The organism is Methylocystis sp. ATCC 49242, assembly GCF_000188155.2.
In the GTDB taxonomy this organism is placed as follows: Bacteria; Pseudomonadota; Alphaproteobacteria; order Rhizobiales; family Beijerinckiaceae; genus Methylocystis.
Genome location: NZ_KE124774.1, coordinates 1,924,610 through 1,944,050, shown reverse-complemented (window position 1 = coordinate 1,944,050; position 19,441 = coordinate 1,924,610). Strand labels below are relative to the sequence as shown.

Here is a 19,441-nt window from a genome sequence, read left to right as displayed (position 1 = left end):
TTATGCTGTATTTGGTTGCGCTCGGTTGGCCATGGTTCGCCGGCGCCCTCGCCCTCGGCGCGCTCGTCGGCTTCGTTACTTTCAACACGGCGAAGAGCGCGACATTTTCGGGCGGCTGGATCATCGTCGCGGGCGTCCTCGCGCTCGCCATAGGCGGCGCGGTTTCCTGGCTCGAAATGCTGAGCGGGCGCACGGCGGCGACTTTCGACATCGCGCTTCTCGCAGGCCTCGCCTATGCGGTCGGCCTGCCGGTCGGCGGCGCGCTGAAATCCCTCGGCGGCGCGCCCGAGCCGAAGCGTCCGAAAGTCGCGCCTGTCGTCGTCACGCGTCGCGAGGGGCCGATCGTCGCGGCGCCGGAGCCGATCATCGTTCCGCAGGAGACCGTCGCATCCCCTGAAGCGCCCGCGTCCGCCGATGTTGCCCCCGCCATGGAGGGAGAGGCGCCGCCCGCGAAGAAATCGCTGCCCGGCCTGCCGCCCGCCAGGCTCGCTGCGCCGCGCGGCGGCGCGCCCGACGATCTCGCCCGCATAAAGGGGCTCGGCCCTAAGAGCGTCGAAAAGCTGCACGCGCTCGGCGTTTTCCATTATGATCAGATCGCCGCGTGGAATCTGGACAACGCCAGATGGATCGGCGCGGCCATCGGCGCCCCCGGTCGCGTCGAACGCAGTAAGTGGATTCAGCAGGCGCGCGCGCTCATCGAGGCGGATGAAGCAGTGGAGCGCGCCTGAGAGGGAAGGGGCGACGTGTCGAATTTGCGTCCATTTGCGCTCGCGCTTTTCTGCGCGCTCCTCGTCGCGCCTGCGCCGCTTAACGCGCAGGACATGCTGCAGGGCGTCGATCTCTCGCAGCCCGCCTATTCTCAGGCCGAACTCTCGCGCGCCGATGTCGAAACCGCCCTGAAAGACCGCAAGTCGGGCGTTAAAGTGGATTTCTCGGGCAAGAGCCTCAATGGCCTCGACCTCTCCGGCCTCGATCTTTCCGGCGTAAATTTTCGGGCCGCGCGGCTGAACAAGGCGCGGCTTTCCGGCGCCAATCTCGACGGGGCCATTCTCGATCAGGCCTGGATGATGGAGGCCGACCTCACAGGCGCCTCGCTGAAAGGCGCGCACGCCTTCGCCGCGCAGATGCAGCGCATGCGGGCCGACGGGTCCGATTTCTCCGGCGCCCGCGTCGCTGGCGATCTCACCGGCGCGTCGTTGCGCGGCGCGAAGTTCAACGGCGCCGATCTTTCCGCCGACATGAAGAACCAGTCGATGGGCCTGATGCGCGCGGTGCTGCGCTCGGCCGTGCTTGAGGGCGCGCAATTCCAAAAGGCCAATCTGATGAGCGCCGATCTGCGTTTCGCCCATGCGGCCGGCGCGGATTTCACTGGCGCCAATCTCATGAACGCCGACGCCTCCGGCGCCGATCTCGCCGGCGTCATCCTGACGGGGGCGAACGCCAAGGACCTCGATCTCGACTCCGCGCAGATCGACGCATCGGCCGAAAGCGCGCTCCAGAATGCCCAGCATCTCGATCGCGCCCGCCGAAAATGAGTCATGAATCGATTCGCATCGGCGTCGATCTCGGCGGCACCAAGATCGAAGCGATCGCGCTCGATCTCTCCGGCGAGATCCTCGCCCGCCGCCGCGTTGCGACGCCCGCGCATGACTATGGAGAGATCGTGCGTTCCATCGTCGCGCTCGTTCACGATCTCGAACTCGAAACCGACCGCCGTGGAACGGTCGGCGTCGGCGGTCCGGGATCGATCTCGACCCACACTGGCCTTGTGAAAGGCTCCAACACCACCGTCGTCAATGGCAAGCCGCTCGTCGCCGATCTTTCGCGGGCGCTTCAGCGTCCCGTGCGCGTCGAGAATGACGCAAATTGTTTCGCGCTCTCCGAGGCGGTGGACGGCGCCGGGCGGGGCGCGCGCGTCGTCTTCGGCGTGATTCTCGGCACCGGCGTCGGCGGCGGCGTCGTCATCGACGGAAAGACGCATGCGGGCCGCAATCGCATCGCCGGCGAATGGGGCCATACGCCGCTGCCGTGGATGACGCCGCAGGAATATCCGGGCCGGCGCTGCTTCTGCGGCCACGACGGTTGCATCGAGACTTTTCTTTCCGGCCCGGCGCTCGCGCATGACTATTTCGTCCGCACGGGGGAGGCCGTGAAGGGTCTCGATATCGTCGCGCGGGCCGATGAAGGCGAAGAGGCTGCGCTCGCCACTTTCGACGCCTATCAGGACCGTCTCTCGCGCGCGCTCGCCATGCTGATCGACATTCTCGATCCGGACGTGATCGCGCTCGGCGGCGGCGTCTCCAACATCGCCCGAATCTACGAGGGGCTGACCGCGCGTGTCGCGCGCCACGCCTTCACGGACGCGCTGGACACGAAAATATTGCGCAACGTCCACGGCGATTCCGGCGGCGTGCGCGGGGCCGCCTGGCTGTGGCGAGACGAGGCTCAGTGACGGCCGACAGGATGGGTCCAGCGGTGGATCTGTTTTTCCGCCGCATGGGCCGCGTCGCTGACGCCATACCAGACCGCCCGCGTCGTTTCGCCGCCAAAGAATTGTTCGTCCATCGTGATGAACGCCGCGAGAAAGCTCGCGAGGAACGCCAGCTTCGACATGATTTCAAGGGACTCCAACCCTCACCCGGGGTTTATGCCGATTTTGTACACGCCTATCTGTAAACGCCGGTTTTTGAGCAAGGATTTCAGATTTACTTAAAATTGCGAAGGTCGGCGGGAAATGCCGGGGCGGCCATTTTCCGTCCTTGCGGGCCGGTGTATGCGAAGGTCTGTCGCGGCGCTGTTCGGGCGTCCTGAACAAGGGATGAGAAATGGGCGCCTCCGGCGACACGCCGACAACGGCAAAGAAGCTCGCTTTTCTCGCGTCCGGGACGCCGGAGGCCGAGGAGGCGCGCAAGCGGCTGGTCGAGAAATACGGCGACGTCCCGCCGGAGGACGCCGACTGCATCGTCGCGCTCGGCGGCGACGGCCTCATGCTGCGCACGCTCCATCGCTACATGGACTCCGGCAAGCCGATCTATGGCATGAACCGGGGCTCGGTCGGTTTCCTGATGAACCAGTATCGCGAGAGCGGCCTTCGCAAGCGCATCAGCGAGGCCAAGCCGTCGATCATCCACCCGCTGCTGATGCACGCGGTGAACGTGCAGGGCGACGAGTTTTCCGCCCATGCGATCAACGAGGTCTCGCTGTTGCGGCAGACGTCGCAAATCGCCAAGCTCCGCATTCTGGTCAATGGGCAGGAGCGCCTGCCGGAGCTCATCACCGACGGCGTGCTGGTTTCGACGCCTGCGGGCTCAACCGCCTATAATCTCTCCGCCAACGGCCCGATCCTGCCGCTCGACGCGCCGCTGATGGCGCTGACGCCGATCTCCGCCTTTCGTCCGCGACGCTGGCGCGGCGCGTTGCTGCCCGACGCCGCCAGGGTGCGGATCGAGGTGCTCGACTCGGCCAAGCGGCCGGTCTCGGTCGTCGCCGATCACGACGAATTCCGCGACCTCGCCTTCGTCGACATCGAGATGGACCATGGCACCAATCTCGTGCTGCTGCACGACCCGGGCCATTCGCTGGAAGAGCGAATCCTGCGGGAGCAGTTCGGCTATTGAGCGATGAGGGAGGCTTTTGCTTGATCGAACCTTTTCGGCGACATTTCTTCGTCTGCACGAACAAGCGCGAAGGGCGGCCCGCTTGTGAGGATCACGGCGCGAAGGAGGCGCTCGCAATCGCGAAAGCGGCGGTAAACGCGCTGCCCGCCGCCGATCGCGAAGGCGTCCGCGTGTCGGCCGCCGGCTGCCTCGGGCGCTGCCAGCACGGGCCGGTCGCGGTGGCCTACCCAGCGGGCAAATGGATCAGCTACGCCTCCGCCGAGGAGCTCGCGCGTTTCGTGACGGAGGAAGCCAGCTCGTTCGACTGATCGGCGGCCGGCAGGGCGGCGCGCCGCTCCCGGCCGACGCTATGCCGCTTCCGGCATGAGTTCCGCCTCGATCGCCGCCATGTCGATTGCGATCTCGAAAGCAGGGGCGGAGGAGAAGGAATCGTTGAAAGCCGCCGGCGCGACGATCTCCGGAGCCTGCGCGGTCGCGATGATCCGCGCGGCTTCCGCTTCCGCTGCAAAACGCGCGGCCTCGATCCGCGCTTCCTCCAGCGCCGCCTCCATCTCGAAACGGCGCAGCAGCGCCATCAGCTTGTCGAGTTCGCCGCCGTTGATTTCCTCGCAGGCGGTCAGCACCCGTTCGATCATCACGAGGCTGAGCTTCGCTTCGCCGCCATTCACGTCGGCGTATTCGCGCTGCGCCTCGAGCGCCGCGCGGAAGGCGGGCAGATATTTCTCGAGCAACCCGGCGCGAGCGTAAAGCGCGGCGAAGCCGGCGCCGCGGAAATCGCGCACGAGCCCCGCGACCCTCTCCTCGCGCAGGCCCGAGAGCTCCGCGAGCGCGGCCTCGAACAGGTCGCGATTGCCCGAAAGCAGCGAGCGCAGCACGAGGGTGGCGGTGAGCTGGTTGGACGCGCGCAGATGCGCCACGAGGTCGCGCACGCCTTGCCGGCCGTCACGCTCGGCGGCCTCCGCGACAATGATGACATTTGCCTTGTCCCGCGCCTCCCGCGTGAGGCGCTTGGCGCGCTCGCCCGTAAGCCAGCCACAATCGACGACGAAAGCCGTGAGGCTGGCCGCGGTCGCGTTGACGAGATCGTTGCGCACTGTCGCCGGCAGCCAGGGGCGCGAGAGCAGGGCCTCGCGCATTTCGCCGTCGTCGCCGAAGCGCTCGACCATGCGGCGCATGGAGAAGTCGGGAAGGTCCGCGCCGGGATTGACCGCAAGCGAGATCGCCGCCTCGCGCGCGCCGACTTCGGCCAGCGCCGCGCAGACGCCGGCCGGCACTCGGGCGCGCAGGGCGATGGCGCTTTGCGCGAAGGCGTCGCCGATTGCGGCGCAGTCGATGAGTTCGGCCTCCGTCAGCAGCGGCGAGCGCGACAGCACCGGCGAGGCGATGTCGGACTGGTCGCTCGCGAGCGCCGAGACGATGGCGTGCGGGGCGTCGGCCGCGCTCGCGAAATTGTCGGCGAGCGCTTTGCGCACCAGCGGCGACGGATCGTCGAGGAGCGACATCAGCGCGATTTCCGTCTCGCGACGCGCATGAGCGTCGAGATCGGAGTAAAGATAGGCCCGCGCCAGCGCGCCAGCCCCCTCGGCGCGTTGCGCCGCAGGAGCCGTTTGCGCCCATGACAGGAAATTACGCACGATCATTGGCAGCCCGATCCTCTCCAGCCCGCAGGCGGTTAACAGGCAGGGATCATGGCGATTTATGGTAAATGCTGGCTTAAGGTCGGCAGTAACGGGGTCGCATGCGCTCCTGTCTGATCCTTCCTGCGGACGCTGAGCAGGCGCTCGCCCCCGCGCTCGGATGCGGCGCGGCGGCGCTGCTCCTGCGGCTGGGGCCCCCGGTCGAAAACGAGGCGCGCCGCCGCGCCAGAGAACGCGCGCGCCTTATAATTACTGAGGCCCGCTGCCGTCCCGCCGCCCCGCGCATCTTCGTGCAGGTTGCGCCGGCGCGAAGCGCTGTCGTCGAGGCGGATCTCGATGCGCTGGCCGGGGCGCTGCCGGGCGGGGTCTTTCTCGAAGCTTGCGCGGGCCGTGCCGACCTGCAGCAGCTTTCCGTCAAGCTCGCCGTGCGCGAGGCGGCCGCGGGGGTAGCCGAGGGATCGACGAGCATCGTCGCTCTCGCCGCGCAGACCCCGGCGGCGATCTTCCAGCTGGGAACATACGCCGGCGCCTCGCCGCGGCTGACGGCGCTGGCCTATGACGAGGCGTCGCTGCTCGACGCGATGTCCGGCGCAATCGCGGAAGGAGCGGCGCCGCTGTCGGCGGCGCGCGCGCTGCTCGTCTTCGCGGCGGCGGCCGCGGGCGTGCCCGCGCTCGATTGCGCGCCGAAGGACGGCGCGAAGCTCGAAACGGCCTGCACGGCGGCGCGGCGCGAGGGCTTCTCCGGGATGCTGGCGCAGGCGCCGGACCAGATCGGCGTCATCGAGGCCGCCTTCAGCGCGGCGTAACGAATCGACAAATAGCCATGATCGGCGCCATAGATCGGCGGACATGAAGCAGGACATTTTGAAGAAGGCGGGGCGACTGCTGTTCGTCGCGCTCGCCGTCCCGAGCGTGGCGGCCGCCGCGCCGACGCATCGGCGCGGACACGCGCCGCCGGCGCAGGCCCGGCCGTCGCCACAGCCGTCGCCGGAGCCCGCGCCCGCCGCCCCGGCCAGCACGGAGGGCCTTTCGACCCTTCATCTCACGGCGACCCTCGCGTCCAATGACGCCCAGCCCGTTCGGTCGGGCGTCGTCTGGCGCATCTTCGAGGAGCGCGCGCAGCCCGACGGCTCCCACAAGCTCGTCGCGCAATCCGAAGAGGCCGCGCCGACCCTGCCTCTGCCCGACGGCGCCTATGTCGTGCATGCGTCCTATGGTCTTGCGGGCGTCACCCGCCGAATCGTCGTCGAAGGGCGCAATATTTCCGAGCGCGTGCCGCTCAACGCCGGCGGGCTTAAGATCGTCGACATGCTGGGCGAGACGAAAATCCCGCCGCAACGCCTGTCGATTTCGATTTACGTCCCGGAGCGCGGCAATTCCGAAGCCAAGCTCGTCCTCGCCAACGCGAGGGGCGATGAAATCATCTCCCTGCCAGAGGGATCCTACCATATCGTATCGACGCTTCTCGACACGACTCAGGGCGCGCAGGGCGGCAACAATGCGACGAACTCCGTCGTAACGGCGGATCTGAAAGTCCCGGCCGGCAAGCTCATCGAGGCGACGCTGAAGCACCACGCCGCCACCATGACCCTGAAGCTCGTCAAGGCGCCGGGCGGCGAGGCTCTCGCCAATACGACCTTCTCGGTGCTGACCCCCGGCGGCGACGTGATTCGCGAATTGATCGGCGCCTTCCCGTCGCTCGTGCTCGCCGAAGGCGAATATGTCGCCATCGCTCGTCACGAGGGCAAGACCTTCCAGAACACCTTCCGGGTCCAGTCCACGAAAGACGCGGATGTGGAAGTGATCGCGAAGGACGCCGGACCCGAGGTCGAGCCGGCTCAGTAGCGCGGCTGACTACCTCCTCTGGTCCTGATTCCAAAAGGCTTTCTGGCTCTATCGTGGCTGGCGCGAATGGCTCGCCGTGGCCCAGCTTTCGATTGTACAACTGGAACCACTGTGGTTGTACATAATGGCTCGGGGTGGCCCTTTCTGACTGGCGCCATTTGATTATAAATTGAACAATGTGATCAAGATTTGTGCGGATGTCGCTCAAAATTTCAGCCGATCGGCTGCGAAATAATCAGGCCAGTCAGGAGATATTAAGATGACGCAGTCGAAATTTGCTAGCCTCAGCGCCCGCGTTCTCATCCTGGCCGGCCTGTGCGCCGGGGCGAGCGGCGCCGCTGAAGCGCGCGACCATGGGGTTCGGGTTCCTGTCCACCACTCCGATTTCTACGCCTATGCGGGCGGCGCCGAGCCCACGGAGCGGGCGGCGACTGCGCCGAGCCATGGCGGCTGTTTCACCACGAACTCCCCGGCCGAAGCCGCGAAAGGCATCCGCCACTGGAGCGGCGGCTGCTGATCCAGCGCGTCGCTGAACGGCGGGCAAAAGAAAAGCTGGCGCCCCGAAAGGCGCCAGCTTCTTTTCGATTTGCCTGGAGACGGAAACGGCTTTGCCGTCAGAGCAGCGAGAAGGGAATGATCACGTCCATGTTGAACATGCCCTGCGTGCTCTTGCGGCCATTGGGTCCGAAGAACGGGGTCGCGCCATTGACCGCCGTGTCCCAGCGGAACTCCGGACGCAGGATCAGGCCGGTGATGATCGGCAGCTTCGGAATCTCCGGCGTAATGGTCACGCCCGCGGTGAGCGCGAGATAGCTCGTGCCGACATTGCCCGGCCCGGCGAAGATGCACGACGGACAGGCGAAGCCGTGAGCGAGGTTGACCGCGTCGAAGTAGCCCGGGAAGCCCGCGACGAAGAAGTTCTTGTTGTCGCGGTAATACTCGATGCGGCCGTTGACCTTGAACAGATTGTTCACCTGGTAAGACGCGTATTGCGCGACGGCGTAGGCGTCGGCGCCCTGCGGCTTCAGCGGATATCCGGCGAAGTTGGTGCCGAAGGCGGCGTCGATGTCCGCAAGCGTCTGCGCGGGGAGGCCCGTCTGGGAGATCGTGTTCCAGCCGCTCTCGCGGTTATACGCCATGTCGGTGATGAGCGTGAGGTTCTCGGTCGCCTTCCAGGTCGTCGTCAGATTGACGTAAGTGCGGTTGGCCGTGTTCGGGTTGCAGGCGCAGCCCAGCGCCGTATTGGGCCAGAAGGTTGCCGTCTGGGTCAGCCAGTCGCCGGTCTGCTTGGGGTTCTCCGGGCCATGATGGACGATGCCCATGACGGTCAGAGCGCCGTCCAGCAGATTGAGGCCGAAGCCGCCATGGAACGAAGCCGAGGCGTTGTTGTCGCCCGGCCAGCCGATGCTGGTGTTCACGCCGGTCGTGACGCCCGTGTAGATGTCGAGCCAGGGCTTGGCGTGGGTCGTAACCATGACGCCGGTGTGGAAGAACGGCCCGAAGTTGAAGATGTAGGAGTGGCTGTAGAAGAGGTTGTCCTTGGCGTAGATGAGCTCGGTGCCGTTATAGGTCGCGAACTGACCGACCTTGACGTCGATGCCGCCTTCGCTGATCGGGCTGACCCAGGGAAGATGTGCGAGCGCATGGGCTTCGATCGGCGCGATCTGTGTGCGCGAGGGAATCACGTAATCGAGCTCGCCGAGATAGTGGTTGTACCGCATGTCCTCGCCGACGCCGACCTGGACCTTGAAACCGAAGTCATAGCCGGTCGCATTCGGGTCGAGCGGACGTTGCGCCGTCAGAACGGCGCCGTTGAAGGTCGGCCAGTTCGCGCGGTCGGTGTACAGATGTCCGAAGTTGAGCTTGTTGAAGGGCTGGCCGAAGTTGAACGCCACGCCGCCTTCGATGTAGCCGTCAACCGTCAGCGTATCAATCCAGGCCGGCGGAGGAGCGACCGGGGCGGGACCCTTGGTGATGGCGACCTTCTTCTTGACAGGCTTTGCGGCAGGCGCCGGGGCGGCCTGGTTCTCCTCGATGAGCGTCGGGTCGACGTCGAGCAGCTTGGACTGAGCGTGCGCGACTCCAGACGTGCTTGCTGCCAGTGCTATAGCGGCGACGGTCGATAGATAGGTCCACTTCATGCCAGGAACTCCAGAGCGGGGGAGAAGAACTGGTCTGATTTCACTCTCACGATTGAATGCGTTCAAGCTCAACTCAAGCGCAATTGCCTATTTGATAGGCAAAATCGGCGTTGTAGAAAATTTGTGTCAGCGAATGTGGCGAGAATGTCACATTTAATTCGGCGCTAAAACTTCCCATGTTTTGATCTTGTTAACCTTCGCGCGCGGCGGACGCTTTTTTCACGTCGCAGTTTCCGACCGCCCGATGATGTGATTCGCTGCATTGTGGAGCTTGTTCGCTGGCGGTTTTGCGCCATCCTGCAGTGAAATGCGTCGTGACGGCGCAACATGAGCGGGGAGGTGCAAATGGGCGGTGGCAATGAGGTTTCGGGACCCGATTTCGCTCTCGGGATCGACGCGGCGTCCCTCTCCGAAGGCACGCCGCTGCGCGGACATGTCGGCGGCAAGGACGCGATCATGGTGCGCCGGGGCGAGGAGGTCTTCGTCCTGGGCGCCGCCTGCACGCATTACCACGCCCCTCTCGAGGACGGCCTCGTTGTCGGCGACACGATTCGCTGCCCCTGGCATCACGCCTGTTTCAGCCTGCGCAGCGGGCAGGCCCTGCGGGCGCCGGCCTTCGACGCGCTCAAGCGCTGGCGGGTCGAGAGCGCCGACGGCAAATATTTCGCTCGCGAGAAGCTCCCGGGGCCCGAGCGCAGGCATGAAGGCGCCGCGCCGCGCTCGGTCGTGATCGTCGGGGCAGGGGCCGCCGGCTTCGCCGCCGCGCATGCCTTGCGGACAGAAGGTTATGACGGCCTCGTCGAAATGATCGCCGCCGATCCGGCCGAGCCCTACGACCGGCCGAACCTTTCCAAGGATTATCTGGCCGGGACCGCGCAGCCGGAATGGCTGCCGCTGCGCGATCCCGCCTGGTATCGCGATCATGGCGTGTTGCTACGCCTTGGCCGCCGCGTCGAGGCGCTCGATGTTTCGGCGAAGCGCCTCACCCTCGATGACGGAGCCGACGTCGCTTTCGGGGCTTTGCTGCTCGCGACCGGCGCCGATCCGGTGCGCCTTCCGACCCCCGGCGCCGATCGGCCCCATGTGTTTTACCTGCGCTCGCTCGCCGACGCCGACCGGCTGATCGCAGGGAGCGGCGGCGCCCGGCGCGTCGCGGTGATCGGCGCGAGCTTCATTGGGCTCGAGGTCGCCGCGGCGCTGCGAACGCGCGGTCTCGACGTCCATGTCATCGCCCCCGAGTCCGTGCCCATGGCGCGCATTCTGGGGCCGGAGCTCGGCGCCCATGTGAAGAAGCTTCACGAGGATCACGGCGTCGTGTTCCATCTCGAGGACACGGCGACGGAAATCGGCGAGCGCACGCTGACGCTGAAAAGCGGGGGAACGGTCGACGCCGACCTCGTCGTCATCGGCGTGGGGGTGCGGCCCAATGTGGCGCTGGCCGAAAGCGCAGGGCTCGCCGTCGACAAGGGCGTGCTTGTCGACGAATATCTCCAGACCAGCGCGCCCGACATATACGCCGCCGGCGACATCGCCCGCTGGCCGGACAAGATCACCGGCGAAAACATCCGCGTCGAGCATTGGGCCGTCGCCGGGCGACAGGGCCAGACGGCCGCGCGCAACATGCTTGGCGGGAAGGAGCGCTTCGACGCCACCCCCTTCTTCTGGAGCCAGCACTACGATCAGGTCATTTCCTATGTCGGCCATGCGCCGGCATGGGATCGCGCCGAAGTCTCCGGCGATCCGGCGGCGGGCGATTGCGCGGTCGTCTATTACAATGGCGACCGCAAGCTTGCGGTGGCGACGCTGGGTCGCGATCTCGAAAGCCTGCGCGCCGAAGTCGCCTTCGAGCAGGCGATCGGCGCGCTTGCGATGTAAGCTGGTTTCGTTCGCCTGCGAATCGCAGAGGCCGTCTCGATCGAGACGGCCTCTTCCGTTTTTTGTCGACGCGGGGCGACAGGCTCAGTCGAAACGGCCCGCGGCGTGGCCGAGCATGGTGAACACCTTGCCGGCGTCTCCCGTCAGCAGATCCAGCGCCTTCGTCCCGTCGCGATCGCCGCGGCTCGTCTCGACGAGCAGATCCTCGAAATGCCGGATGTAGTGATCGACCGTGGCGCGGAATTCCGGGTCGACGCGATAGCGTCGGCGGATTTCCTCGAAGGTCTGATGACCCTGCGCGGTGTAGAGGCGGCGGCCAAAGAGTCCGCCCTTTTCGCCGCGCTGGTAGCGCCGCCACAGCTCCGTGACGGCGGGGCCGTCGACCATGCGGGCGATGTCGAGCGTCAGATTGTCGAGCGCGCCCGCGTTGGGCTGGCGCGCGGGCCGGGCCGGCGCTTGCGGGGCGGCCTGAGAGGCCGGAGCCTCCTCGCGCGAGGCGCGCGCCAGCAGGTCGCTCAGCCAGCCGCCCTGCGCATCGCGCTGCGGCTCGCTCGCACGCTGAACCGGCGCGGGCGACGGCGGCGGCGCGACGCGCGGCTTCGGCGGCTCCACGCGCGGCGCGGCCTCGAAGGTGCGGCGCGGGGCGACGGGCGGCGCCTGCTCGGCGATGTCGTAGACGCGGCCCGAACGCGCGACGATGTCGGTGAGTTCGTTGAGCGCCTTCACCTGATCGCCGACGACGCGGCGCAGCGCGGCGGCCTGTTCGGCTGTCTCGCGCGGCAGCTCGGTCGCGCCGCGGCGCACTTCCTCGCGGGTCTCCTCGATCTCGCGATGGATTTCACGCGAGAGGCCACGGATTTCCGAGGCCGCGGCTTGGAATTTCGCCGTCGCCTCGCTAAAGAGCCGCGACATCTCCGAATTGGCCTGCGCGAAAGCGGCCTGCATCGCTTCGGCGGTCTGCTGGCGCTCGCCCTCCGCCGCCTCGCGGACCTGCGCGAAGCGCTCCTCGACGATATGGGCGGTCTGCTGCGTCGTCTCGGTCAGCACGCCGCCAATGTCGCGCGAGCGCGCCTCGATGGCGTGGAAGGCTTCCTCCATCATCTCCGAGAAGCCCGACATGCCGCGCTCGAATTCGGCGCGCTTGCCGTCGAGCATGGAGACCAGCTCCTCCAGCGAACGCTGGCGTTCGTCGAAGGCTGCGTCGAGCGCCTTCTGGCTCTCGGCGAGCTTCTGCGCGCTCTGGGTCAGCGCCTGCTGGCGCTCCTCCAGCGCGTCGACGATGACATGGGCGTCGCGCATCGTGCCGCCGGATACGGCGCTGAGCTGCTGCACCTGTCCCGAGACGTCGTTGATCGCCTCGTTGAACTCCGACAGACGCTTGCCGAGTTCGCGCTCCAGATTGACGAGATTGCCGCCGGTCTTGTCGATGATGGCCTGCAGCGAGGTGTTCGTCTGGCCGAGCTTGTCGAGCACCGGCGGCAGCTCCGAACGGATCTTGTCGTTCATCGCGATGAGCGCGCTGATCGACGACTGGGCGCCGGCGTCGAGCGTTTGCGAGAGCGCCTCGCGCGACTGGTCGAGCGCCTGCGTCAGCTCTTCGCGCTTGTCGCCAAGGTGGCGGACGATCGCCGCGCCGCGGCTTTCGATCGCCTTGGCGACGAGTTCGCCGACGCTCGTCAGTTCGCGCGTCACGTCGCCGCCGCGTTCGCCGAGGGTGCTCTTGATGTTTTCCAGCCTCTCGTCGAGCGCGCCCTGGATCTGCGTGAGGCGCTCGTCGAGCGCGCCGCTGATTTCCATGACGCGTTCGGTGAGGGTCTTGCCCAGATCGCCGGTGCGCGCATGGAGCGTCGCATCGAGTTCGCGGCGGGCGCCGGCAAGCGTCTGGTTGATGTCCTCGAGCCGCGCGCCGATCGTCTCGATGACCTGACGGCCGCGCTGGTCGATCTCCGTCGAGACCGCGCCGAGACGGTCGACGACGTTCTTCTCGAAGAGTTCGATGCGGCCGTCGAGCGTGTTCTCCAGCTCCTTCGCGCGGCCGCCGAGCGTGTCGTTGATTTCGGTCGCCTTGGCGGCGAGCGTCTGCGCCAGTTCGCTGGAGCGCGAGAGAAGAACGGAGTCGACGTCCTTCAGTTTCGCGTCGAGCGAGCCGACGATCTCGCGGCCGCCGTCGCCCATCACGCGGGCGACGTCCAGCGCATGCTTCGCGAGCGACTCCTGCAGCTTCTGGCCGCCGGCGCCGAGCCCCGCGTCCATGTGCTTCACGAGCGCCTCGATGCGGTCGGCCGTTTCCTTCGTGCGCGTCTCGCTGACGCTCTCGAAGGTTTCGATCTTGCTCGACATGGTTGCGGCGATGTCCGCCGCGCGGGCGCCGAGTTTTTCGACGAGCTCGCCGCCCTTCGCGCCAATCGTCCGGTCGATCGCGTCGAGCTTGGCGCTGACGTCGCTCGAGAGCCTCTCAGCCTGCTCGCCCAGTCGCGAGAAGGCCGCGACGGTGGTCGCGTCGAGTTCGCTGACGAGCTTGCCGCCGCGCACCGAGATCGCCTGGTCGATCGTTTCGAGCTTCGCGTCGATCTCGCTGGCGAAATGCTTGGAGTTGTCGCCGATGCGGCCGACGACCTGATCGACCTGCGTCGCGATCCGGTCGACGAGGGCGCCGCCCTGCGTGTTCATCGCCTGATCAATGGCGCCGAGGCGCGTGTCGATCTCTTCGGTGAGCTGCTTGGAGGTCGCGCCGATGCGCGCCGCGAACTGATTGACCTGCTGGGCGAGCCGGTTGACGAGAGCGCCGCCCTGCGTGGTCACGGCCTGATCGATGGCGCCCATCTTCGAGTCGATTTGCTCCGCGAGCTGTTTCGACGTTTCGCCGATGCGCGCGGCGTAGTCGTCGGCCTGCGCCGTGAGCTTTTCGACAAGGGCGCCGCTCTGGGTCGTCATCGCCTGATCGAGCGCGCCGACCTTCTCCTCGATTTCGGCCGCGAGCTGTTTCGAGCTCTGGCCGACGCGAGCGGCGTAGTCGCTGGCTTGCGCCGCGAGCCGTTCGACGATCGCGCCGCCATGTTTCGTCATGACCTCGTCGAGCGCGTTGAGGCGCGCATCGATTTCGTCGGCGAAATGTTTGGAGTTGTCGCCGATGCGCGAGGCGTAGAGATCGGCCTGCGCGGAGATCCGGTCGACGAGCGCGCCGCCCTTCGTCGTCATCGTCTCGTCGAGCGCGCTGAGACGGGCGTCGATTTCCTCGGCGAAATGCTTGGAATTGTCGCCGATGCGCGACGAGAAATAATCGACCTGCGCCGAAAGTTTTCCGACGAGCTCGCCGCCCTGCGTCGTCAGCGTCTGGTCGATCGCGTTCAGGCGATCGTCGACCGAGGCGACGAATTTCTGCGCCTGAGCGCTGATGCGCGCGTCGGCGTCCTGTGTCTGCGCGGCGATGCGCTGGACGAGCTCCTCGCCGTGGCCGCCGATCACGTCCTCGACGACCGTGAGGCGTTCGGCCACATCCTCGCTCAGTCGCGCCGCATGTTGCGCGACGCGGTCGGCGATGGCGCCGCCGTCGCGCAGCAGCGCGCGCTCGAACTGCCCCAGCTGCTGGCCGAGCGTCGTGGCGATGCGCTCGCCGTGATCCGCCAACGACACGACGACGTCCTTGCCCTGTTCGAGCATGGAGTTCTCGAAGGCGGCGAGCCGCTCGCCGAGGAATTCCGTGAGGCGTTCGCCCTGAGTGGCGATCGCGAGCACGGCGTCGGTCGCCGTCGTCGTGAAGCGATCGTGCATCGTCTCGGAATTTTCCGCGAGCGCCGCCGCTGCGGCCGTGACGCTCTCCTGCAGATTGGCGCGCAGCGCCTCGCCATGCGCCTCGAACTCCTGGAGCGCGCGCTCGCGCGTCGTCTCCATCGTCTTGGCTACTTGCATGCCGGCGGTCTCCAGCGCGGTCATGCGCTCGTCGAGCAGATCGTCGACGCGCTTCGCATGTTCGGAGACGACGGCGGAAACGCTCTCGCTGTGGCGTTTCACGGCGTCCTCGAAGGAGCCGACGCCGCTGGACAGCGCCTCGGCCATGCGACGGCCTTCCTCCGACACGCGGGCCGCCGTTTCCTCATTGGCGCGCTGCACAGCGGTCTCGAAGGCGGCGAGCCGCGCGGTGAGCTCTTCGCCCGTGACGGTCGTTTGGTCGACGACGCGCTTGCTGATTTCGTCACCCTGCCGGACGAAAGTGTCCTCGAAGGCGGCGAGGCCCTGTGCGAAGGCGGCGTTGACCTCCTCGCCCTTGGTCGAAATCAGTTTGGCGGCGTCGCCGCTGTGGCGCGCGACCGCCTGCGTGAAGGCCGCGATGCGCTGCGAAAGCGTCGTCGCGGCCTGTTCGCCCTGCTGCGCGACGCGCGTCGCGACTTCTTCGCTCTTGCCGAGGATCGAGTCCTCGAAAAGGGCGAGTCCATCGGAAAGCGTCGCCGTTGCGCGCTCGCCATGTTCGACGACGCGGGCGGCGAGTTCGTCGCTGTGCGCGGCGACCCGCTGCTCGAAGGCCGCGAGCTGCTCGGTGATGGTCGTGGCCGCGCGCTCGCCATGCTCGTTCACGCGCGTCGCAATCTCGTCGCTGCGCGCCACGATCGCGTCGCTGCGCTCGACGACCGTCTGCTCGAACGCGGCGAGCTTTTCGCTCAGCGTCGTCGCCGCGCGTTCGCCCTGCTGCGCGACGCGGGCCGCGACCTGATTGCTTCGCTGCGTGACCGTCTGTTCGAACGCGGCGAGCTTTTCCGTCAGCGTCGTCGTTGCGCGTTCACCCTGCTCGCTGACGCGCGCGGCAAGTTCGTCGCTGCGTTGCGCGACCGTCTGTTCGAACGCCGCGAGCTTTTCCGTCACCGCCGCCGCCGCGCGATCCCCCTGTTCGGAGAGGCGCGTGGCGAGTTCGTCGCCGTGCGAGGCGACGGACTGCCCGAAGGCGGCGAGTTGCTCGGTCAGGGTCGTCGTTGCGCGTTCGCCATGTTCGGAGACGCGGGCGGCGAGTTCGTCGCTGTGCGCCGCGACGGTCTGCTCGAAGGCGGCGAGTTGTTCGCTCAAGGCCGTCGTCGCGCGCTCGCTGTGCTCGGAGACCCGCGCGGCGAGTTCGTCGCCATGTTCGGCGACGGTCTGTTCAAAGGCGGCGAGCTGCTCGGCCACCTTCGTCGCGGCGCGATCGCCGTGTTCGGAAACGCGTGAGGCGACTTCGTGTCCGCGCTGCGTGAAAATGTCCTCGAAAACCGAGAGCCGATCCGTCAGGACGGTCGTCACGCGCTCGCCCTGTTCGGCGACCTTGGCGGCGATGTCGTCGCCATGACGCGCGACGGTCGTCTCGAAGGCCGCAATCTGGCGTGACAATTCGGATGTCGCCCGCTCGCCGTGCTGCGCGACGCGGGTCGCGACCTCCTCGGTCTGGCGCGTGACGGAGTCTTCGAAGGCGACGAGATGTTCGGTCAGGAAGGCGGCGGCGCGGTCGCCATGCTCGACGACGCGCGCGGCGAGTTCGTCGCCATGCGCAGCCACCGTGCTTTCGAAGGCGGCGAGCTGCTCCGTCACCTTCGTCGCTGCGCGATCCCCATGCTCGACGACGCGGGCGGCGACTTCCTCGCCCCGGCGCGCCATGGTTTCCTCGAAGTCCGCCAGACGGGCCGAAACTGTCGCCGCTGCGCGGTCGCCATGTTCGGCGACGCTCGATGCGACGGCTTCGCTCTTGCGCGTGAAGACGTCCTCGAAAGCGGCGAGGCGCTCGGACAGGGTGGTCGCGGCGCGGTCGCCATGCTCGACGACGCGGGCGGCGACTTCCTCCCCCTGACGGCCGAAGGTCTCCTCGAAGGCGGCGAGGCCCTCGGTCAATGCTGTGCTGATGCGGTCGCCATGTTCAGCGACGCGCATGGCGGCGTCGGCGCTGTTGCGCACGACGGCGTCCTCGAAAGCAGCGAGGCGCTCGGACAGCGTCGCCTCGATCTGGCCGCCGCGTTCGGTGACGCGCTCGGCGATTTCCTCGCCGCGATTGAGCACCAGCCGTTCGAAATTTTGCAGACGGTCGGCGAGCGTCTCGTTGACGCGGTCGCTGTGCGTGCCGATCGCCGACACGGCTTCGCTCGCCACGGAGACGAAACGGTCCTGCATCGCGTCGACCTGCTCGACCAGCGCGGCGGATGTCTGGTTCAGGCTGCGCGTCAGCGCGTCCTGCAGCGCTTGCCCGCGCAGCTCGAATTCGTCGTGCGCCTTGCGATGCGTGGTCTCCATGAGACCCGTGATGCGCGTCTCGGCGCTCTCGAATGTCGCTTTGGCGTTCTCGATCTGCTCGCCGACACGGGCTGCGAGTCGCTCCGTCGTTTCCGCGAGAGATCTGTCCAGCGCGCCGCCATGCGTCGCGATGGTTTCGTGGATGACGCCGCCCGTCTCGGCGAGCCGAACGACGAGACGATCGCCCTGGTCGCCGATGGACTGGGCGAAGCTCGAACCGAGCTCCTCGAAACGCTCGAGAATGCCCGCGCCGCGCACGCCGAAATCCACCGACAGCGCCTCGCCGGCGGTTTGCAGCTTGCTGCCGACCTCCTGCACGCCCTCGGTGAAGCGGCGGGTCACGTCGTCGCTGGCGCCGGCGATCTTCTGCGCGACTGCGTCGCCGGTCTGCGACAGGACGCCGATGACTTTTTCGCCATGCGAGGAGAGCGTCGCCTCGAATGTGTCGCCCGCCTTTTCGAGGGCGAGCTTGATCTCTTCGCCCTTCGAGCCCAGCGACGAGGTGACGCGCGCGCCGGCCTCGCTCACTGTCTCGGCGAGATGGACCGATGTCGCGGCGAGCTCCTGGGACAGCGCGTCGCGCGCGCCGAAAAGCGCGGTGCGGGCGTTGTCAGCGTTGACCACGATCGCCTCGCGCTCGCGCGTGAGTTCGTCGATGAGAAGACGGATGCGGCGCTCGTTTTCGGTGTAGGAGCGCTCGAGATTCGTCACCTCCGTGCGGACGATCACTTCGAGTTCGCCGGCGCGCGCCAGCGCGCGCTCGATGCCGTCGCCCATCGACGCCGCCTCGCGCCGGATCGCCTGCGACAGCGACACGACCTGCTCGGTCGCGATCGTCTCCGGCTCGATGAGGCGGATCGCCACCTCGGTCATCGAATTGGCGATGAGCCGCATTTCATGCGCGCGGCGCGCCATGAGGCCGGTGATGAAAAGGAAGACGATCGGCGCGACGAGCGCCGCGAGCGTCAGAACGGGCTTCGGCGCGAGGAGCGAGCCGTCGGCGTCGAGAATCTCGCCCTGATGGAAATAGACGTAAAGCGTCCAGCAGACGGCCCAGAGCGCGATCGAGGCGAACGTCATCGCCATGATCGTGCGGTTGGGCGGAATCTGGAGCGCCGCCCGCAATTCGCCGACGGTGCGACGGTCGTCGTTCGCCGGCGCGACCGAGGGAGCGACGAGCGGCTGCTGTGGCTTCGGACCTGGATTTTCGGGCGCTGACTTCGCTGCGCCGGCGGCTGGCGGCGGGTCGGCCGGTTTCGTTTCGGGCTCGGCGCTCTGGCCCTCCGCGGCGGGAGGAGCGCCGAGATCGAGCGCCTCCTCGATCGCCGACAGAGCGGCCGACGCCGCATCCTGGATCTTGCCCGATTTCGCCATCTTCAATACTCCGAGCGGAAAACATGCGCCGCTCCGCATCGCGCCGCGGGGGCGCGCACACAAAAGATTAACCAAAGTTTACAGCCCATCACATGTAATTGAAACATGTGGCTCTGGCGTAATCCGAAACTTCGTTAACGCGGCCTTCAGAAATGCGCGCGAGGCTTCGCAATGGCGCTTCGCCAGCCTTGCGCGCGCAACGGCCCTGCTTATCTATAGCCTTGTAAGCGCAGCGATTTTCCAGACGGCAGGCTTGGCGCGACAATGAAGGGAGCCGCATTATGGTTAATTCCGCTTTGGCCGAGTCTTTTTCCTGTGGACCGGCGCCGGACCGCGACTCCGGGAGCGCTCCCGCGGCGGAGGAGCCGGTTCTCGACCTCGTCCATCTCTCCCGTCAGACCTTCGGCGACCATGCGCTGGAGACCGAGCTGCTGACGCTTTTCGACCGTCAGGCGGAGCAGTTCGCCGCCCGTCTCGCCGCGCCTTGCGGCGCCGGGGAAAGCGGCTGGCGCGCCGATCTCGCCCATACGCTGAAGGGCTCGGCCCGGGCCGTCGGCGCCTTCGGCCTGGGCGCCGCGGCCGAGGCCTATGAGTCGGCGCTGCGCAGCGGAGACCCCTGCGCGGAAGCGCTGCAAGAGCGGCTCGCGGCGGCGATAGGGACCGCGCGAGCCGAGATTGCGGCGCTTTTCGAGAAGGCGTGAGCGCCGCT

14 protein-coding genes are annotated in these 19,441 nt (G+C 67.1%); 10 read left to right on the top strand and 4 right to left on the bottom strand.

The genetic code is table 11. The features are described 5' to 3' along the window. Positions 1 to 2: 2 nt before the first annotated feature. The 3 genes from MET49242_RS11655 to MET49242_RS11645 all read left to right on the top strand — a co-directional run bounded on the left by MET49242_RS11655 (position 3) and on the right by MET49242_RS11645 (position 2,452). The gene (locus MET49242_RS11655; protein WP_036283092.1) at positions 3 to 728 is read left to right on the top strand and encodes a hypothetical protein; all 726 of its coding nucleotides are present in this window, start codon (positions 3 to 5) and stop codon (positions 726 to 728) included. Between the two features lie 93 nt (positions 729 to 821). Next, complete coding sequence (locus MET49242_RS11650) at positions 822 to 1,535, top strand: pentapeptide repeat-containing protein (protein ID WP_084679307.1); 714 nt, start codon at positions 822 to 824, stop codon at positions 1,533 to 1,535. Then, positions 1,532 to 2,452: an ROK family protein gene (locus tag MET49242_RS11645; protein ID WP_036283090.1), complete on the top strand. Its 921-nt coding sequence runs from the start codon at positions 1,532 to 1,534 to the stop codon at positions 2,450 to 2,452. Before MET49242_RS11650 ends, MET49242_RS11645 begins: the two co-directional genes overlap by 4 nt. Here the strand turns inward: MET49242_RS11645 and MET49242_RS25540 are convergent. Then, on the bottom strand, positions 2,446 to 2,613 hold the full coding sequence (locus MET49242_RS25540; protein ID WP_158497293.1) for a hypothetical protein: 168 nt from the start codon (positions 2,611 to 2,613) through the stop codon (positions 2,446 to 2,448). The two genes, MET49242_RS11645 and MET49242_RS25540, sit on opposite strands and share 7 nt — an antisense overlap. 212 nt (positions 2,614 to 2,825) lie before the next feature. On the opposite strand from MET49242_RS25540, the gene MET49242_RS11635 reads away from it, so the two are divergent. Beyond that, complete coding sequence (locus MET49242_RS11635) at positions 2,826 to 3,617, top strand: NAD kinase (protein ID WP_036283087.1); 792 nt, start codon at positions 2,826 to 2,828, stop codon at positions 3,615 to 3,617. 20 nt (positions 3,618 to 3,637) lie between these two features. Next, the gene (locus MET49242_RS11630) at positions 3,638 to 3,925 is read left to right on the top strand and encodes a ferredoxin (RefSeq protein ID WP_036283085.1); all 288 of its coding nucleotides are present in this window, start codon (positions 3,638 to 3,640) and stop codon (positions 3,923 to 3,925) included. Positions 3,926 to 3,964: 39 nt separating this feature from the next. On the opposite strand, the gene MET49242_RS11625 is transcribed toward MET49242_RS11630, so the two are convergent. Next, the gene (locus MET49242_RS11625; protein ID WP_036283083.1) at positions 3,965 to 5,257 is read right to left on the bottom strand and encodes a DUF2336 domain-containing protein; all 1,293 of its coding nucleotides are present in this window, start codon (positions 5,255 to 5,257) and stop codon (positions 3,965 to 3,967) included. A gap of 98 nt (positions 5,258 to 5,355) precedes the next feature. On the opposite strand from MET49242_RS11625, the gene MET49242_RS11620 reads away from it, so the two are divergent. The 3 genes from MET49242_RS11620 to MET49242_RS11610 all read left to right on the top strand — a co-directional run bounded on the left by MET49242_RS11620 (position 5,356) and on the right by MET49242_RS11610 (position 7,616). Then, positions 5,356 to 6,060 carry an aldolase/citrate lyase family protein gene (locus MET49242_RS11620; protein ID WP_036283081.1) on the top strand — a complete coding sequence of 235 codons (705 nt, stop codon included), beginning with the start codon at positions 5,356 to 5,358 and terminating at the stop codon, positions 6,058 to 6,060. Between the two features lie 43 nt (positions 6,061 to 6,103). Then, a complete protein-coding gene (locus MET49242_RS11615) occupies positions 6,104 to 7,099 on the top strand; it encodes a hypothetical protein (RefSeq protein ID WP_036283079.1) in 996 nt (331 codons plus the stop codon). Positions 7,100 to 7,358: 259 nt separating this feature from the next. After that, the gene (locus MET49242_RS11610; protein ID WP_036283078.1) at positions 7,359 to 7,616 is read left to right on the top strand and encodes a hypothetical protein; all 258 of its coding nucleotides are present in this window, start codon (positions 7,359 to 7,361) and stop codon (positions 7,614 to 7,616) included. 97 nt (positions 7,617 to 7,713) lie between these two features. On the opposite strand, the gene MET49242_RS11605 is transcribed toward MET49242_RS11610, so the two are convergent. Continuing rightward, positions 7,714 to 9,240, bottom strand: coding sequence for an outer membrane beta-barrel protein (locus MET49242_RS11605; RefSeq protein ID WP_084679028.1), 1,527 nt, complete (start codon positions 9,238 to 9,240; stop codon positions 7,714 to 7,716). A 345-nt stretch (positions 9,241 to 9,585) separates the two neighbouring features. On the opposite strand from MET49242_RS11605, the gene MET49242_RS11600 reads away from it, so the two are divergent. Beyond that, complete coding sequence (locus MET49242_RS11600; protein WP_036283076.1) at positions 9,586 to 11,115, top strand: FAD-dependent oxidoreductase; 1,530 nt, start codon at positions 9,586 to 9,588, stop codon at positions 11,113 to 11,115. 84 nt (positions 11,116 to 11,199) lie between these two features. On the opposite strand, the gene MET49242_RS11595 is transcribed toward MET49242_RS11600, so the two are convergent. Next, positions 11,200 to 18,732, bottom strand: a complete 7,533-nt coding sequence (locus tag MET49242_RS11595) for a hypothetical protein (RefSeq protein ID WP_036283074.1) — start codon at positions 18,730 to 18,732, stop codon at positions 11,200 to 11,202. 281 nt (positions 18,733 to 19,013) lie between these two features. Here MET49242_RS11595 and MET49242_RS11590 point away from each other — a divergent pair, with 281 nt between their 5' ends. Further along, complete coding sequence (locus MET49242_RS11590; RefSeq protein WP_036283072.1) at positions 19,014 to 19,433, top strand: Hpt domain-containing protein; 420 nt, start codon at positions 19,014 to 19,016, stop codon at positions 19,431 to 19,433. Positions 19,434 to 19,441: the final 8 nt, after the last annotated feature.

Excerpts from the sequence above, each read along its gene's own strand:
- MET49242_RS11655 (WP_036283092.1), top strand. The coding sequence starts at position 3 with ATGCTGTATTTGGTTGCGCTCGGTTGGCCATGGTTCGCCGGCGCCCTC.
- MET49242_RS11650 (WP_084679307.1), top strand. The coding sequence starts at position 822 with ATGCTGCAGGGCGTCGATCTCTCGCAGCCCGCCTATTCTCAGGCCGAA.
- MET49242_RS11645 (WP_036283090.1), top strand. The coding sequence starts at position 1,532 with ATGAGTCATGAATCGATTCGCATCGGCGTCGATCTCGGCGGCACCAAG.
- MET49242_RS25540 (WP_158497293.1), bottom strand. The coding sequence starts at position 2,613 with ATGTCGAAGCTGGCGTTCCTCGCGAGCTTTCTCGCGGCGTTCATCACG.
- MET49242_RS11635 (WP_036283087.1), top strand. The coding sequence starts at position 2,826 with ATGGGCGCCTCCGGCGACACGCCGACAACGGCAAAGAAGCTCGCTTTT.
- MET49242_RS11625 (WP_036283083.1), bottom strand. The coding sequence starts at position 5,257 with ATGATCGTGCGTAATTTCCTGTCATGGGCGCAAACGGCTCCTGCGGCG.
- MET49242_RS11620 (WP_036283081.1), top strand. The coding sequence starts at position 5,356 with ATGCGCTCCTGTCTGATCCTTCCTGCGGACGCTGAGCAGGCGCTCGCC.
- MET49242_RS11615 (WP_036283079.1), top strand. The coding sequence starts at position 6,104 with ATGAAGCAGGACATTTTGAAGAAGGCGGGGCGACTGCTGTTCGTCGCG.
- MET49242_RS11610 (WP_036283078.1), top strand. The coding sequence starts at position 7,359 with ATGACGCAGTCGAAATTTGCTAGCCTCAGCGCCCGCGTTCTCATCCTG.
- MET49242_RS11605 (WP_084679028.1), bottom strand. The coding sequence starts at position 9,240 with ATGAAGTGGACCTATCTATCGACCGTCGCCGCTATAGCACTGGCAGCA.
- MET49242_RS11600 (WP_036283076.1), top strand. The coding sequence starts at position 9,586 with ATGGGCGGTGGCAATGAGGTTTCGGGACCCGATTTCGCTCTCGGGATC.
- MET49242_RS11595 (WP_036283074.1), bottom strand. The coding sequence starts at position 18,732 with ATGGCGAAATCGGGCAAGATCCAGGATGCGGCGTCGGCCGCTCTGTCG.
- MET49242_RS11590 (WP_036283072.1), top strand. The coding sequence starts at position 19,014 with ATGGTTAATTCCGCTTTGGCCGAGTCTTTTTCCTGTGGACCGGCGCCG.